17 protein-coding genes and 7 tRNA genes are annotated in these 14,342 nt (G+C 71.2%); 14 read left to right on the top strand and 10 right to left on the bottom strand.

The features are described 5' to 3' along the window. Positions 1–60 precede the first annotated feature (60 nt). Positions 61–351, top strand: a complete 291-nt coding sequence (locus tag ACWC9R_RS29375) for a TFIIB-type zinc ribbon-containing protein (protein ID WP_450736011.1) — start codon at positions 61–63, stop codon at positions 349–351. A 49-nt stretch (positions 352–400) separates the two neighbouring features. Here the strand turns inward: ACWC9R_RS29375 and ACWC9R_RS29370 are convergent. From ACWC9R_RS29370 to ACWC9R_RS29350, 5 genes are all read right to left on the bottom strand, one after another. Next, positions 401–472, bottom strand: a tRNA-Val gene (locus ACWC9R_RS29370). A 33-nt stretch (positions 473–505) separates the two neighbouring features. Then, positions 506–577, bottom strand: a tRNA-Val gene (locus tag ACWC9R_RS29365). 30 nt (positions 578–607) lie between these two features. Next, positions 608–679 (bottom strand) — tRNA-Val (locus ACWC9R_RS29360). 1 nt (position 680) lies between these two features. After that, positions 681–754: transfer RNA gene (locus ACWC9R_RS29355), tRNA-Cys, on the bottom strand. A 35-nt stretch (positions 755–789) separates the two neighbouring features. Next, positions 790–862, bottom strand: a tRNA-Gly gene (locus ACWC9R_RS29350). A gap of 177 nt (positions 863–1,039) precedes the next feature. Between ACWC9R_RS29350 and ACWC9R_RS29345 the strand changes: the two genes are divergently transcribed. From ACWC9R_RS29345 to ACWC9R_RS29335, 3 genes are read left to right on the top strand one after another with little or no spacing between them, the layout of a single operon-like run. After that, positions 1,040–2,107: a chorismate-binding protein gene (locus ACWC9R_RS29345; protein ID WP_450736009.1), complete on the top strand. Its 1,068-nt coding sequence runs from the start codon at positions 1,040–1,042 to the stop codon at positions 2,105–2,107. Then, entirely contained in the window at positions 2,104–2,928 is an 825-nt protein-coding gene (locus ACWC9R_RS29340; RefSeq protein WP_450736007.1) for an aminotransferase class IV, read from the top strand. The genes ACWC9R_RS29345 and ACWC9R_RS29340 overlap by 4 nt, the downstream gene beginning before the upstream one ends. 35 nt (positions 2,929–2,963) lie before the next feature. Beyond that, positions 2,964–3,794, top strand: a complete 831-nt coding sequence (locus tag ACWC9R_RS29335; RefSeq protein ID WP_450736005.1) for a GNAT family N-acetyltransferase — start codon at positions 2,964–2,966, stop codon at positions 3,792–3,794. Between the two features lie 32 nt (positions 3,795–3,826). Here the strand turns inward: ACWC9R_RS29335 and ACWC9R_RS29330 are convergent, their stop codons facing one another. Beyond that, a complete protein-coding gene (locus ACWC9R_RS29330; protein WP_450736004.1) occupies positions 3,827–4,357 on the bottom strand; it encodes a DsbA family protein in 531 nt (176 codons plus the stop codon). A 170-nt stretch (positions 4,358–4,527) separates the two neighbouring features. Here ACWC9R_RS29330 and ACWC9R_RS29325 point away from each other — a divergent pair, with 170 nt between their 5' ends. Further along, the gene (locus ACWC9R_RS29325; protein ID WP_362610025.1) at positions 4,528–4,989 is read left to right on the top strand and encodes a hypothetical protein; all 462 of its coding nucleotides are present in this window, start codon (positions 4,528–4,530) and stop codon (positions 4,987–4,989) included. Positions 4,990–5,057: 68 nt separating this feature from the next. Further along, positions 5,058–5,213 carry a hypothetical protein gene (locus ACWC9R_RS29320; RefSeq protein WP_450736002.1) on the top strand — a complete coding sequence of 52 codons (156 nt, stop codon included), beginning with the start codon at positions 5,058–5,060 and terminating at the stop codon, positions 5,211–5,213. An 18-nt stretch (positions 5,214–5,231) separates the two neighbouring features. On the opposite strand, the gene ACWC9R_RS29315 is transcribed toward ACWC9R_RS29320, so the two are convergent. After that, positions 5,232–5,798, bottom strand: a complete 567-nt coding sequence (locus ACWC9R_RS29315) for a CGNR zinc finger domain-containing protein (protein WP_450736000.1) — start codon at positions 5,796–5,798, stop codon at positions 5,232–5,234. Positions 5,799–6,023: 225 nt separating this feature from the next. Then, positions 6,024–6,437 (bottom strand): SsgA family sporulation/cell division regulator, encoded by a 414-nt coding sequence (locus ACWC9R_RS29310; protein ID WP_003959770.1) that lies wholly within the window; start codon positions 6,435–6,437, stop codon positions 6,024–6,026. A gap of 189 nt (positions 6,438–6,626) precedes the next feature. Between ACWC9R_RS29310 and ACWC9R_RS29305 the strand changes: the two genes are divergently transcribed. From ACWC9R_RS29305 to ACWC9R_RS29290, 4 genes are all read left to right on the top strand, one after another. Continuing rightward, positions 6,627–7,058, top strand: coding sequence for a TIGR02611 family protein (locus tag ACWC9R_RS29305; RefSeq protein WP_450735998.1), 432 nt, complete (start codon positions 6,627–6,629; stop codon positions 7,056–7,058). A gap of 54 nt (positions 7,059–7,112) precedes the next feature. After that, a tRNA-Val gene (locus ACWC9R_RS29300) sits at positions 7,113–7,184 on the top strand. Between the two features lie 86 nt (positions 7,185–7,270). Beyond that, positions 7,271–7,732, top strand: a complete 462-nt coding sequence (locus ACWC9R_RS29295; protein WP_450735997.1) for an SRPBCC family protein — start codon at positions 7,271–7,273, stop codon at positions 7,730–7,732. Positions 7,733–7,849: 117 nt separating this feature from the next. After that, positions 7,850–7,921: transfer RNA gene (locus tag ACWC9R_RS29290), tRNA-Val, on the top strand. A gap of 111 nt (positions 7,922–8,032) precedes the next feature. On the opposite strand, the gene ACWC9R_RS29285 is transcribed toward ACWC9R_RS29290, so the two are convergent. Beyond that, on the bottom strand, positions 8,033–8,758 hold the full coding sequence (locus ACWC9R_RS29285; RefSeq protein ID WP_450736045.1) for an exonuclease domain-containing protein: 726 nt from the start codon (positions 8,756–8,758) through the stop codon (positions 8,033–8,035). Positions 8,759–8,956: 198 nt separating this feature from the next. Between ACWC9R_RS29285 and ACWC9R_RS29280 the strand changes: the two genes are divergently transcribed. The 3 genes from ACWC9R_RS29280 to thrS all read left to right on the top strand — a co-directional run bounded on the left by ACWC9R_RS29280 (position 8,957) and on the right by thrS (position 12,794). Continuing rightward, positions 8,957–9,523: a DUF4365 domain-containing protein gene (locus tag ACWC9R_RS29280; RefSeq protein ID WP_450735995.1), complete on the top strand. Its 567-nt coding sequence runs from the start codon at positions 8,957–8,959 to the stop codon at positions 9,521–9,523. Further along, positions 9,520–10,701: a hypothetical protein gene (locus tag ACWC9R_RS29275; protein WP_450735994.1), complete on the top strand. Its 1,182-nt coding sequence runs from the start codon at positions 9,520–9,522 to the stop codon at positions 10,699–10,701. Before ACWC9R_RS29280 ends, ACWC9R_RS29275 begins: the two co-directional genes overlap by 4 nt. A 113-nt stretch (positions 10,702–10,814) precedes the next feature. After that, positions 10,815–12,794, top strand: a complete 1,980-nt coding sequence (gene thrS / locus ACWC9R_RS29270; protein ID WP_450735993.1) for a threonine--tRNA ligase — start codon at positions 10,815–10,817, stop codon at positions 12,792–12,794. Between the two features lie 55 nt (positions 12,795–12,849). On the opposite strand, the gene ACWC9R_RS29265 is transcribed toward thrS, so the two are convergent. Continuing rightward, positions 12,850–13,497, bottom strand: a complete 648-nt coding sequence (locus tag ACWC9R_RS29265; protein WP_450735991.1) for a potassium channel family protein — start codon at positions 13,495–13,497, stop codon at positions 12,850–12,852. 61 nt (positions 13,498–13,558) lie between these two features. Between ACWC9R_RS29265 and ACWC9R_RS29260 the strand changes: the two genes are divergently transcribed. Further along, entirely contained in the window at positions 13,559–14,116 is a 558-nt protein-coding gene (locus tag ACWC9R_RS29260; RefSeq protein WP_362610002.1) for an HIT family protein, read from the top strand. Positions 14,117–14,342: the final 226 nt, after the last annotated feature.

Genomic DNA, 14,342 nt, shown 5'->3' with positions numbered 1-14,342 from the left:
CGGGAGGCCGTTCCGGCGGTGCCGCCGTGAGCAGTCGCGGATGACGGGAGTTGAGTGACGATGCAATGCCCCAAGTGCCATGCACCGATGCAGACATACCAGCGCAATGGCGTCCAGATCGAGCAGTGCGCCGGCTGCCGGGGGATATTCCTGGACTACGGCGAACTGGAGGCGCTGACCCGTCTCGAGTCACAGTGGGCCCAGCAGGCCCAGCAGGCCCCGCCGCCACCGCCCGCTCCGCAGGCTTACCCGGCGGCCCCCGCCTGGGGCGCTCCACAGCACGGCCACCACGGTCACCATGGACACCACGGCCATCACCGCGGCTTCGGCCACATGCTCTTCTCCTCCTGACACACGACCGAGGGCCGGAGCGCAATGCTCCGGCCCTCGGTATCAGGTGTGGACGATACTGGGATTGAACCAGTGACCTCTTCCGTGTCAGGGAAGCGCTCTCCCGCTGAGCTAATCGTCCGCGGGACCACGGATCGGAAGACCAGTGGCTGCGTGCGCGATACTGGGATTGAACCAGTGACCTCTTCCGTGTCAGGGAAGCGCTCTCCCGCTGAGCTAATCGCGCGGGACGGATACCCCGTTTCCGGGAATCCAGTGGACGATACTGGGATTGAACCAGTGACCTCTTCCGTGTCAGGGAAGCGCTCTCCCGCTGAGCTAATCGTCCTTGGAGGTGGAGACGGGATTTGAACCCGTGTAGACGGCTTTGCAGGCCGTTGCCTCGCCTCTCGGCCACTCCACCAGGAGTGAGGGGGTTCGGGAAGATCCCCCACATCGAGCGGACGACGAGACTCGAACTCGCGACATCCACCTTGGCAAGGTGGTGCTCTACCAACTGAGCTACGTCCGCACTGTCTCTCCCAGACTACGTCCGGGAGCTACCTGTCCTCCGGGGCGCTTGGCGCGTCCCGGCGACGTGTTGAACTCTAGCGGATTCCGGGGCCAGTACAAAAACGCGTTTGTGCAGCGTGCTGCGGTGCGAGCTCGGCGCAGGCGGCGCGCGGGCCGCCGCCATAGACTCGCTGACGTGCACGACTTCGCTCCGATGGCCCGCTTCGGCGGCCTGATAGCCACCGACCTGCGGGATGTGACCAGCGATCCCGCGGCTCTGGACTCCACGGGCTGGTGGGCGGTCGCCGCCGATTTCGAGGGCACCGTGGTCTGTGCCCGCTTCGGCGACGTCCGGCCGGCCACCGCCGCGGACCGGCCCGCCCCCGACGGCTGGCAAGGCCCCGCGCCCGACGACTGGACCAGCTCGCTGGACCGTGACGCCTATACCGGCGGGGTGCGGCGCGTCCGTGAACACATCGCGTCCGGTGACGTCTACCAAGTGAACCTCTGCCGGGTGCTGACCGCGCCGCTGCCCGACCCCGGCCGGGCCGATGTCGACGCGCTGTCCGCGGTGCTGGCCCGCGGCAATCCCGCCCCGCACGCGGGCACCATCCGGCTGCCCGGCCACGGCGTGGAGATCGCCAGCGCCTCCCCGGAGCTGTATCTGCGGCGCGACGACCGCATCGTCTCCTCGGGTCCCATCAAGGGCACCGGACGGACCGCGGCGGACCTCTCGGCGAAGGACCGGGCGGAGAACGTGATGATCGTGGACCTGGTCCGCAACGATCTCGGCCGGGTCTGCGCCACCGGAAGCGTCACCGTCCCGGCACTGTGCGCCGTCGAGGAGCACCCCGGCCTGGTCCACCTCGTCTCCACGGTGCGCGGTGAGCTGGCGGAGGCGAACGAGAAGACCGCCTGGGCGGATCTGCTGGACGCCACCTTCCCGCCCGGATCGGTCACCGGCGCCCCCAAGTCCAGCGCGCTGCGGATCATCGGCGAGCTGGAGACCGCGCCCCGCGGGCCGTACTGCGGCGGCATCGGCTGGGTCGACGCGGACCGCCGCACCGGTGAGCTCGCGGTCGGTATCCGGACGTTCTGGATCGACCGCACCCCGCCCGCCGGTCCGGTGCTGCGTTTCGGGGCCGGTGCGGGGATCATCTGGGACTCCGATCCGGAGCGGGAGTGGGACGAGACCGAGTTGAAGGCGCGCAGGCTGCTGGCGGTAGCGTCGGGCCTGCACGAGGTGAGTGGAGGCAAGCGATGAAGATCTGGCTCGACGGGGGACTGCAGGACGCCGAAAGCGCCCGGGTCTCGGTCTTCGACCACGGGCTGACGGTCGGCGACGGGGTCTTCGAGACCATCAAGGCCGAGCGCGGCCGTGCCTTCGCCCTCACCCGCCATCTGGAGCGCCTGACCACCTCCGCCCGCGGGCTCGGCCTGCCGGACCCCGACCTCGACGAGGTGCGGCGCGGCTGCGAGGCCGTCATGGAGGCCAACCCGATGGCCCTCGGCCGGTTGCGGCTCACCTACACCGGCGGGGTCTCCCCGCTCGGCTCGGACCGCGGCGACGCCGGTCCCACGCTGGTCATCGCGCTCTCCGAGACCACGCGCCGCCCCGACACCACCGCCGCCGTCACGGTTCCGTGGACCCGTAACGAACGCGGTGCGCTCGCCGGCCTGAAGACCACGTCGTACGGCGAGAACGTGGTCGCCCTGGCCCGCGCGCGGGAACGGGACGCCTCCGAGGCGCTGTTCGCCAACACCGTCGGCGCGCTCTGCGAGGGCACCGGCTCCAACGTCTTCGTCGTCCTGGACGGCGAACTGCACACCCCGCCGCTGCACTCCGGCTGCCTGGCGGGCATCACCCGTGCCCTGACCGTCGCCTGGGCCGGCGCCAAGGAGACCGACCTGCCGCTGGACGCCCTGGAGCGCGCCGAGGAGATCTTCCTGACCTCCACGCTGCGCGACGTCCAGGCTGTGACCCGGGTCGACGACCGTCAACTCGTCGACGAGCCGGGCCCGGTGACCGCGGAAGCCATGCGGATCTTCGACGAGCAGTCGGCCGCCGACTTCGATCCGCGGTGATGACGCGCCCGCACGGGGGCGAGTAGAAAGTCCTCGTGACCACAACGCTGCGCCCCGCGGGACCGGAAGAACGGCACGACGACGGGCACCGGGCCCGTCCGTACGACATCTGCGTCAACAGCCGCCGGGTCGGCGGGATACGGCTGACGACGGACGCCCGCTTCGGGCCGGCGGCCGGCCGGATCGCGGACCTGGCCGTCGACGAGCCGGACCGGCACCGGGGCCGCGCCACGGTCGCCGCGCTCGCCGCGGAGGAGGTGCTGCGCGGCTGGGGCTGCCGGCAGATCGAACTGACCGTCCCGGCCGGCGCCGGGGCCGCCGGGCGGCTCGCGGCGGCGCTGGGCTACACCGAGCGCAGCCGCACGATGAGCAAGTCCCTCACCGCTCCGCCCCCGCTGCCCGAAGGCAGCAGCGACCGTGCGCTGAGCGAGGCGGAGTACCCGGCCTGGCGGGACGCCGCGCTCGCCGAGCACGTGCGTACGCAGACCGGCCAGGGAATGGCCCGGGAGCGCGCCGAGGAGGCCGCGGTGGCCGGCCACCGCGCCCTGCTCCCGGACGGCGTGGAGACGCCCGACCAGGCGCTGCGGGTCCTGACCCACGGCGGCGCCGACGTCGGCAGTATCTGGGTCGCCCTGCGGATGCCGGACCAGCCCGGCGGCTACGTCGTCGAGGTGCAGGTCGCGCCCGGCCACCGCGGGCAGGGCCACGGCCGCACCCTGATGCGGGTCGCCGAGCGGGAGAGCCTCGCCGCCGGCCGCACCAGCCTCGGTCTGAACGTCTACGCGGGCAACACCCCGGCGCTCGGCCTCTACACGTCGCTGGGCTACCGGCCCACCGGATATCTGCTGTGGAAGCCGATCCTCTGAGCCGGCCCGCGCCGCGCCGGTGAGGCCGCGGCTCAGCCCTGCTCGGCCAGCAGCCGGTCGGCGATCTCCTCGATCCGGGCACGCAGCCCTTCCTGGCTCTTGCCGCCGTCCAGCCGCTCGCCGCCGATCACATACGTCGGGGTCCCGGTCACGCCGATGGCCTTGCCCTCGGCCTCGTCCGCGTCGACGATCAGCAGATGCCGCCCGTCGATCAGCGCGGTGTCCAGCTCCTCGGCGTCCAGCCCCAGCTCGCGGGCGACGTCCACCAGCAGCTTGTCCCCGCGCTTGCCGAGCTCCTCGGTCCGGGCCAGCACCGCCTCGATGTACGGCCAGCCCCGGCCCTGCTCGATGGCCTCCTCGGTGGCCTGCGCGGCGGCGTGGGCGCGCGGGTGCTTCGGCAGCGGGAAGTGGCGCAGCCGGATCTCCAGCCGGTCGCCGTAGCGCTCCCGCAGCGCCCGCAGGTCCTCCAGCGCGGCATGGCAGTCCGGGCACTGCAGTTCGCACCACACGTCCAGTACGGGGCGGACGGGACGGGCGGGGGAGGCGGTGGTGGCGTCGTTCATGGCTGCCAGTCTTCCAGCCCGCCGCCCGGGGCCCGAACCGGGACCTCGGGAGGAGGCCGACCCGGAGATGTCCCTGAGGCCGTGCCGGAACATGGCCCGCGCGGGCCCGGACAAGGCAGGATGGAAGGGAGCAGACCGCCTGCTCACCCATCCATCGGCAGGAGGACCGGATGCTGACCTCGACCGTCTGTGCCGCGGTGTCGGCAGCGGGCCTGGGCGTCGCCGCGATCACGGCGTACCGCAAGCGGTTCCTGGCCGCGGCCCGTATCGCCGCTTATTCCCTGATCCCCATCGGCCTGGTGATGACGGGCGTCATCGACTGGGTCACCGGCATCGTCTTCAAGCCCACGGTCTGGGCCGGCTTCGGCGTGCTCGCGCTGTCGGTCGTGCTGTTCATGGTCACCAGGGCGGTCGAGCGCCGCCGCGGTGGGCTCGGCAGCCGTAAGGAGCGCCGGGCCGCGGCGGCCGACCGGACCGAAGCGGTGGCTCCCGGTGCCTCCGCCCCCTCCCTCGGCGCGGGCCGGCCCGCGGCGCAGCCGGCCGCCAAGGGGAAGGCCGCACCGGCCAGGGGTGGCGCCCCCAAGGATGACTTCTCGGACATCGAAGCGATCCTGAAAAAGCACGGGATCTGATGAACTACCGCTGCTGAGGCGCCTATCGGGCGCACTTGGACGATCGTCTGCGCCATGATGCGCGCGAGATGAACGATGAGTGCGCCCTCGCCCAAGACGACGCCCCGTCCCCCGAACCACGCGGTTGTCTGTTCGCGCTGTCCCAGCCGCCGCTGATGCTCTTCCTCGCCGTCATCGGCTTCCTGCTCCTCCTCGGCGCGATGCACGACCTCTTCCTGCTGTGAGGCCCGTCGCGCCGCCGCTCAGCCCGCGGCCTCCCGCCGCCGTGCCCGGTAGGCGGCGACATGCAGCCGGTTCCCGCAGGTACGGCTGTCGCAGTAGCGCCGGGAGCGGTTGCGGGAGAGATCGACGAAGGCGTGCCGGCAGTCCGGTGCCTCGCAGTGCCGCAGCCGCTCGCGCTCCCCGGCGACGACGAGGAAGGCCAGCGCCATCCCGCCGTCCGCGGCCAGATGATCGGCGACCGAGGCGCCCGGCGCGAAGTAGTGGACGTGCCAGTCGTACCCGTCGTGGTCGGTCAGCTGCGGAGTGGTGCCGGCCGACGCGACCAGCGCGTTCAGCTGTTCGGCCGCGGCGCGGTCGTCAGCGGCGGCGAAGACCCGCGCGAACCGCGCGCGCACCGACCGTACGGTGGCCAGATCGCCCGCACCGAGCGCGCCCACGCCGCTGACGGCGTGGCGCCGGACGAAGTCCTCGAGGGCCGCGAGATCGGTCAGGCTGTCCGGCGCCCCGGGCGCCTCGCCCTCCGGCGCGGTGTTCAGCAGATCGACGACCGCTTCCAGCGCGCACCGGGTGTCATGGGTGATGATCACGGTTCCGCTCCCTGGCAGGGTGGGGCCGGACGGGTACCGCCCCCGGTGGTTGCCGAATGGTCGCCGACTCTAGCGCTTCGAACAAGCTTCAGCGCCGACTCCGCGGTGGGTCCGCGGCGACGACGCCGAAGTGTGCCGTGTGAACTTGTCGGTCCTGCGCCGTCTCCCCGAGTCGGACGGGCGCAAGTGTGAGCGGGTGGGTGCTTTCGGTAAGCGGTCTGCGTCTCAGCTCTCCGCAAGGATGTGGGAGAGCTCGGTGTCGAGATCGAAATGCCGGTGCTCCGTACCGGGCGGTACGGCGGCATCGGTCCTTTTGAGGAACGACTCGAGAGCCCGCGCGGGCGCCTCGAGCAGGGCTTCGCCTTCCGGGGAACTCAGGGCGATGCAGACGACACCCTGTCCGTGGCTCCGGGACGGCCATACGCGGACGTCTCCGGTGCCCGTGGGCCGGTGCAGGCCCTCGGCGAGGAGGTCGCGGGCGAAAACCCACTCGACGGTCTCCTCGGCTCCGGTATGGAAGGTGGCATGCACGGCATAGGGATCGGCCGTGTCATACCGCAGGCCCGCGGGTACAGGCAGTGAGGACTCGCTCGACACAACGAGGCGCAGGTGCAGCTCGCAGCTGACCGTGGTGTTCATAAGCGCCAGGGCCTTTCGCTCAGTGTGCGCTCGGGGATTCGCACGTCGGCGAAATCGACATGCCACCTACGGTGCCGTTGTAAACCCCTCTGACGGTTTTGTGTGGCTTCAGGTACCTCTTCCGGCGGATTGCGAGATCGTCCCCAGCGGTAATTCCGGCGGGCTGTCGCGTCCGGTAAGTTGGGGAGTATGAATACGCAGAGTAACGGGGGGCCGGTAGTGGTGGAGGGGGACGCCGCTCCGGCCGAGAAGCCGCTCGGTTCGCGGGCGCCGCACTTCATCAAGCGCTCCCGGCCGCTCCACGTGAGCTGGCAGGTCGGGGTCTTCGTCGTCGGTCTCGCGGTCGTGGTGGCCGGCGTGATCATGCTGCCGCTCCCGGGGCCGGGCTGGCTGGTGATCTTCGGCGGTATGGCGATCTGGGCGACGGAGTTCGTCTGGGCGCAGCTGGTGCTGCGCTGGACCAAGCGCAAGGTCACCGAAGCGGCCCAGAAGGCGCTGGACCCCAAGGTGCGGCGCCGCAACATCATCCTGACCACCATCGGCGTGGTGATCATCGCGGCGTTGCTCGCGGTCTACGTCTGGAAGTTCGGCCTGGCGATGCCGTGGAACGTCTCCGAGTGACCGGGAAGTGGTCAGAAGTGCCCGTCGACGTGCGGTAATGTTGGCGGTGCGCCCGGGCGATTAGCTCAGCGGGAGAGCGCTTCGTTCACACCGAAGAGGTCACTGGTTCGAACCCAGTATCGCCCACCCGGGACGAGGGCCCGGAGACATCAAGTCTCCGGGCCCTCGTCGTTGTTGGACGGGCGGCCCGCCGTGGGGCGCACACTGGGATCATGCCCGCCTGGTTCCGTCGGCCGTACCACTACCGCTTCCGCAGCGTATGGCTGCTGAACGCCCCGCCGACCGTCGTGTACGCCGTCCTGGAACGTGCCGAGACCTACCCGCGGTGGTGGCCGCAGGTCCGCGAGGTGACCCGGCTCGACGAGCGCAGCGGCACCGCCCGGTTCCGTTCGCTGCTGCCGTACGACCTGTGGGTGGTGGCGAGCGAGCGGGTGCGGGACCCGGGGGCGGGGGTGCTGGAGATGACGATGCGCGGTGATCTGGCGGGCTGGGCGCGCTGGACGGTGGTGCCCGGCGAGGGCGGCACCCGTGCCGTCTTCGAGCAGGAGGTCGAGGTCTGCAAGCCGCTGCTGCGGCGGTTCGCGCTGCCGGGGCGGCCGGTGTTCCTCGCGAACCACGCGCTGATGATGCGGGCCGGACGGCGCGGTCTGGCGGCCTGGCTGGCCCGCGGATGAGGTGTGCCGGGCGCCGGGGCGCGGCGGCCCGGTGCCGCCGTGGAAGAGGAATTTGATGGAAGCGCCGCGGGGCCTGTATTGTTCTGCTCGTTCGCGAGGGAAACCCCGCCGACACCCGGGCGATTAGCTCAGTGGGAGAGCGCTTCGTTCACACCGAAGAGGTCACTGGTTCGAACCCAGTATCGCCCACCGGGATCAAGGACCGGGCCGCAAATGGCGGCCCGGTCCTTTTCGTTGGAAGAACGCCGCACCGGAATTCCGCCCGGTGCGTTTGCCGTTGTACGGAATTCTGAGACGGGATCAGGCCGCCGCGGGGAGTTCGGGGCGCAGCGGCCAGTGCGGATCGACGACCTCGGGATTGCCGCTGCGGGCGAACCACGCCTGGAGTCCGCGGGCCTGGGCCGCGTACCAGACGGCCTGGCGGGTGTGCAGCTCCGCCGGGTGCAGCCCCTCCAGGCGCTCGGCGAAGCGGTGCCCCAGGGCCCGGACGACGTGCAGCGCGGCGAGCGCGTCGGCAGCCGCCTCGTGGGCGTCGGTCAGCTCGACCTCGTAGTGCGCGCACAGGTCGGTGAGCGTCCGGCGGCCCTTGCGGTAGCGGTCCAGGTGCTTGTCGAGGACATGGGGGTCCAGGACGCGCAGCGGGTGGCCGCCCAGGTAGGCGTTCAGCGAGCTGGCCCGATGCCGCTTCAACTCGCGCTCCAGCAGCGTGAGGTCGAACGGGGCGTTCATCACGACCAGCGGCCGGCCGGCCACCGACTGGGCGGCCAGGGCGCGTGCCACCTCCTCCAGGACCGGTGCCGGCCAGCGCCCGTGGAGGGCGAGGTGTTCGGCCGTCAGGCCGTGCACGGCCGTCGCGGCGTCCGGTATCCCGACGCCCGGGTTGATCAGCCAGCGGGTGATCCGGGGCGCGGAGCGCGGTGTCTCCTGGACCACCAGGGCCGCGGAGACGATGCGGTCGCGCTCGACGTCGATCCCGGTGGTCTCGGTGTCGAAAGCGGCAAGCGGTCCGTCATACCAGCACGGCATCATCCCAACTCCTCGCGCTCGTACGGGGGATGACAGGCAACGCCACCCGAGCTGGTGATACCCGAGCCGCGCGGTGCTCGAACCGTCCTTGTTTGCGGAGCACTTGACGCGGAGACAACCAGAGGGACGGGCCGGCGCGCTCCGCCTCCTCCCCGTCATCCACGCATCGACCGGTACAGCCCGGAAGGCAACTCCGCGATGACGCTCGCGCAGCCCGAACCGGGTGGGCTGCTGCCTGCGCGGACCATCCCGCAGCGCGGCGGACTCGCCACCACCGCCTGCATGGAGACCCTCCAGGTGGGCTATCTCCACGCGGTCGCCGCCGCCTCCGGATGTTCGCTGGCGCAGCCCTTCCCGGACAACGGGATCGACTGGCACGTCAGCCATGGCGCGCCCGGCCACACCGTCGACGACGAGGTCACCATCAAGGTGCAGCTCAAGTGCACCTACCAGACCGCCCCGCGCCCGCCGGGGCCGACGTTCGCGTTCACGCTCGACAACGACCACCTGGTGAAGCTGGCCCGCACGCCCGTGACGGTGCACAAGATCCTGGTCGTGATGCTCGTCCCGCGGACCCAGGAGGACTGGCTGCGGGCCGGCCACGACCGTCTCGAACTGCGGCACTGCTGTTACTGGACCAACCTGGCCGGCCACCCGGTGACCGGCCGGCGCAGGACCACCGTGCGGATTCCCACCGCGCGGATCTTCGACGACCGAGCGCTGTGCGAGATCATGACGCGGGTCGGGGCGGGAGGAAGACCGTGACGTACCGGCCGACCGACGACCACGACGCACGGCTGCTCGATCCCGCGCAGCTCGACCCCGCGGTGCTCGGCGCGCTGCTGGCCCGGCACGGCTGGCGGCGCCGGGGCGGGGCGGCGGGCCACTTCACCCGGTGGACACCGCCCGGCGGCGCGGGCGGCGCCAGCCTGCTGATCCCGCACGACCGCCGCTTCCCGGACAGCGACGAGCTGCTCGCGGAGGCGCTGGCGGCGCTGGCGCGGAGCGCGGTGCCCTCCGCGCGTGAGGTGCTGATGGGGCTGGCGGTGCCCAGCGACGAGGTCCGCTGGGAGCGCGAGGTCCCCGACGGCGGCTCGGGGGCCGCGCACTGGGTGGTGCAGGAGCAGCTGCGCGGCGCGGCCCGTTCGCTGCTGCTGGCCGGGGCACTGGGGACGTACGGCCGGGCCGGCTACTACGGCGCCCGGCACAAGCGGCAGGCCGAGGGGTTCCTGAACCAGGTGCTGGTCGGGCCGGCGGTGGCCGGGCGCCGGCTGACCGCGTTCGTGCCGGTGCGCGGCGGTCGCCGGGCGGTCGCCGGGCTGCAGCGGGCGCTGCATGCGGCCCGTGACGCCACCGACTACCGGCGGGCCACCGGCGGGATGGAGGCCTTCGACGCGGCCGTCGGGCTGGGGGTCTGTCATGAGCTGGCCCAGGCGCTGATCGCGCTGGTGCGGGACGCGGAGGGGGTGCGGATCGCGGTGGCGTGGTCACCGGCGGCCGGCGCCCCGGCCGGCTGCCCGGCCCGCCCCGAGCCGGTGGAGTTCTCGCCCGGTGACCTGCCCGCGCTGCAGGAGGCGGCCCGGCGCTATGTCCGTGCGGAGCCGTCGCTGCCGGTGCGGGTGACCGGGGCGGTGGTGCGGCTGCGCAGGGAGCGGCCGGGCGGCCCCGGAACGGTCCGGCTGCGGGTGCTCAGCGGGGCCGATGTGCTCCAGGTGCGGGTCGCGCTGGGGGAGGAGGACTACCGGATCGCCGGGCACGCGCACCTGGTCGGGCTGCCGGTGCGGGTGACCGGGCGGCTGGAGAGCCGCGGCGGGTTCCGCCGGATCACCGGCGGCCGTGAGGTCACCCCCGTACAGGTCGACGAGGCGGAGCGGGACCGGCTGCTGAAGTCGCTGCAGGAGAATCTGGACTTCTTCGAGGAGGCATGCGGCGCGGAGGAATGACGGCCCGCGAGCCGGGGGTGGTGAAACCGTTTCGCGGTCGGGTCCGGTGGCTCGGTACGATTCGGCTGCGCAGCAATCGCTGACGCGAAAGAGACATGAGTCAGGAGAGACCGGTGTCAGACGTCCGTGTGACCGTCCAACGCGATTCCGAGCGGGAAGAACGCGTGGTGACCACGGGCACTACGGCTGCCGACCTCTTCCAGGGCGAGCGCGGTGTCGTCGCCGCGCGGGTGGCCGGGGAGCTGAAGGACCTGGCCTACGAGGTCGCCGACGGTGACGCGGTCGAGCCCGTCGAGATCACCTCCGAGGACGGCCTGAACATCCTGCGGCACTCCACCGCGCATGTGATGGCGCAGGCCGTGCAGGAGCTGTTCCCGGAGGCGAAGCTCGGCATCGGCCCGCCCATCAAGGACGGCTTCTACTACGACTTCGACGTCGAGACCCCGTTCCACCCGGACGATCTCAAGCGCATCGAGAAGAAGATGCAGGAGATCCAGAAGCGCGGGCAGAAGTTCGCGCGCCGTGCGGTCAGCGACGACGCCGCCCGCGAGGAGCTGGCCGACGAGCCGTACAAGCTGGAGCTGATCGGGCTCAAGGGCTCCGCGGCGGACGCCGCCGAGGGCGCCTCCGCCGAGGTCGGCGCCGGCGAGCTGACCATCTACGACAACCTCGACGCCAAGACCGGCGACCTGTGCTGGAAGGACCTGTGCCGCGGTCCGCACCTGCCCAGCACCCGCGCCATCCCGGCGTTCAAGCTGATGCGCTCGGCCGCCGCGTACTGGCGCGGCAGCGAGAAGAACAAGCAGCTCCAGCGGATCTACGGCACCGCCTGGCCGACCAAGGACGAGCTCAAGGCGCACCTGGAGTTCCTCGCCGAGGCCGAGAAGCGCGACCACCGCAAGCTGGGGGCCGAGCTGGATCTGTTCTCCGTGCCCGAGGACATCGGCTCGGGTCTGGCGGTCTTCCACCCCAGGGGCGGCATCATCCGCCGGGTCATGGAGGACTACTCCCGTCGGCGCCACGAGGAGTCGGGGTACGAGTTCGTCTACACCCCGCACGCCACCAAGGGGAAGCTGTTCGAGAAGTCGGGCCACCTGGACTGGTACGCCGACGGCATGTACCCGCCCATGCAGCTCGACGAGGGCATCGACTACTACCTCAAGCCCATGAACTGCCCGATGCACAACCTGATCTTCGACGCGCGCGGCCGCTCGTACCGTGAACTGCCGCTGCGCCTCTTCGAGTTCGGGACCGTGTACCGGTACGAGAAGTCCGGTGTGGTGCACGGCCTGACCCGTGCCCGCGGCTTCACCCAGGACGACGCGCACATCTACTGCACCAGGGAGCAGATGGCGGACGAGCTGGACGCCACGCTCACCTTCGTGCTGGACCTGCTGCGCGACTACGGTCTGACCGACTTCTACCTGGAGCTGTCCACCAAGGACCCGGAGAAGTTCGTCGGCTCGGACGAGACCTGGGAGGAGGCCACCGAGGTGCTGCGGAAGGTGGCCGAGAAGCAGGGCCTGCCGCTGGTCCCGGACCCGGGCGGCGCCGCGTTCTACGGGCCCAAGATCTCCGTGCAGACCAAGGACGCCATCGGCCGTACCTGGCAGATGTCGACCATCCAGCTGGACTTCAACCTGCCGGAGCGGTTCGACCTGGAGTACACCTCCGCCGACGGCTCCAAGCAGCGCCCCGTCATGATCCACCGTGCGCTGTTCGGCTCCATCGAGCGGTTCTTCGCGGTGCTCCTGGAGCACTACGCCGGCGCCTTCCCGGCGTGGCTGGCCCCGGTCCAGGCGACCGGTATCCCGATCGGCGACGCGCACGTCCCCTACCTCCAGGAGTTCGCGGCCGAGGCCAAGGCCAAGGGGCTGCGGGTCGAGGTGGACTCCTCCTCGGACCGCATGCAGAAGAAGATCAGGAACGCCCAGAAGAGCAAGGTGCCGTTCATGATCATCGCCGGTGACGAGGACGTCGCCCACGGCGCGGTGTCCTTCCGCTACCGCGACGGTTCGCAGAAGAACGGCATCCCGCGCGAGGAGGCGATCGCCGAGCTGCTCGACGTCGTGGAGCGTCGCGTCCAGGTGTGACGGCGGTGACCTGAGTTACGAGGCCCCGGAGAGCGACCCGCTCTCCGGGGCCTCGTCATCGCTCGCCCTCCAGCCGGAAGCGGCGCATCAGGTAGGAGGAGAAGGAGCCCACCACCGCTCCGACCAGGGCCACCCCGACGAACATCAGCCCCACCGCGATCACCCTGCCGCGCGCGGTGACCGGGGTGGCGTCGCCGTACCCCGTCGTCGTCAGCGTGGAAGCGGCCCACCACACCGCGTCGCCGAAGGTGCGGATGTTGGCGTGCGGGGCGGTTCGCTCGTCGTGGTAGACCGCCAGGCTGGCGGCGTAGCCCAGCAGCAGCGCGGCGAGCCCGGAGTACGTCATCACCCGCGCCTCCAGGGCGAGCCCGGGAACGGCCCGGCGCAGCTGCATCCGCTCGTGCAGGTCGATCATGCGCAGCGGTCGCAGCAGCGGCAGCACGGTCACGATCAGATCCAGCCAGCGGGTGCGCACGAAGTGCCACCGGTCGTGGGTGAAGGCCAGGCGTGCCAGGTATTCCGCCACGAAGACCGTCCAGCTCACGAACGTGACGGTCTCCCAGAGGGCGTACCAGCCGGGGGAGAGGTCGAGGTCCAGGACCCGGACCGTGTAGGAGGTGAGAAACAAGATCGAGGCGATGAAGAGAAAGGGCTGGGCGCGCCTCTCCCACTCCTGCAGCCGTACGTCCCTGTCCACCGGCACAGCATCGCGGAGCGGGGCAGGGTATGCGCCCCAACGACACGGTGCCAACGGGCGAAGCCATATGCTGGCCCGTATGACAAGCGAGCCGGAGCAGCAGATCGGAGTCGGGACGCAGGACGCCTTCCAGCGCCTGTGGACGCCCCACCGGATGGCCTACATCCAGGGGGAGAACAAGCCGACCGGCCCGGGGGCCGACGACGGCTGTCCGTTCTGCACCATCCCCGCGAAATCGGACGAGGACGGCCTCGTGATCGCGCGCGGTGAGCATGTCTACGCGGTGCTGAACCTCTACCCGTACAACGGCGGGCACCTCATGATCGTCCCGTTCCGCCATGTCGCCGACTACCCGGAGCTGGACGGGCCGGAGACCGCGGAGCTGGCCGAGTTCACCAAGCGGGCGATGACCGCGCTGCGCACCGCCTCCGGGGCGCACGGCTTCAACATCGGGATGAACCAGGGCACCGTCGCCGGGGCCGGTATCGCGGCCCACCTGCACCAGCACGTCGTCCCGCGCTGGGGCGGCGACACCAACTTCATGCCGGTGGTCGGCCACACCAAGGTGCTGCCCCAACTCCTCGCCGACACCCGGGCGATGCTGGCGAGCGCCTGGCCCGCGTAGCGCCCGCTCCGGCGTTCTCCGGGTGCGGGTCCGAGACGACACGCACCCTGACGAATCGGATAGATCGCCCTAATTCGGATTAGTTGCCTCTCTAATGGGGTGGTGACTTCCGTAGAGCGTCGTGCCCTGCTGCGGGCGGCCGCCTCGGCCTCGGCCGCCGGTGTGCTGGTGGCGGGCTGCAACCCGCACCGGGACGTGGGTGCCGGCGCCGGCCGGCCGTCCGGCG

The sequence above is a fragment of the Streptomyces sp. NPDC001219 genome (assembly GCF_053597915.1).
This window is presented reverse-complemented; position numbering and strand designations above follow the sequence as displayed.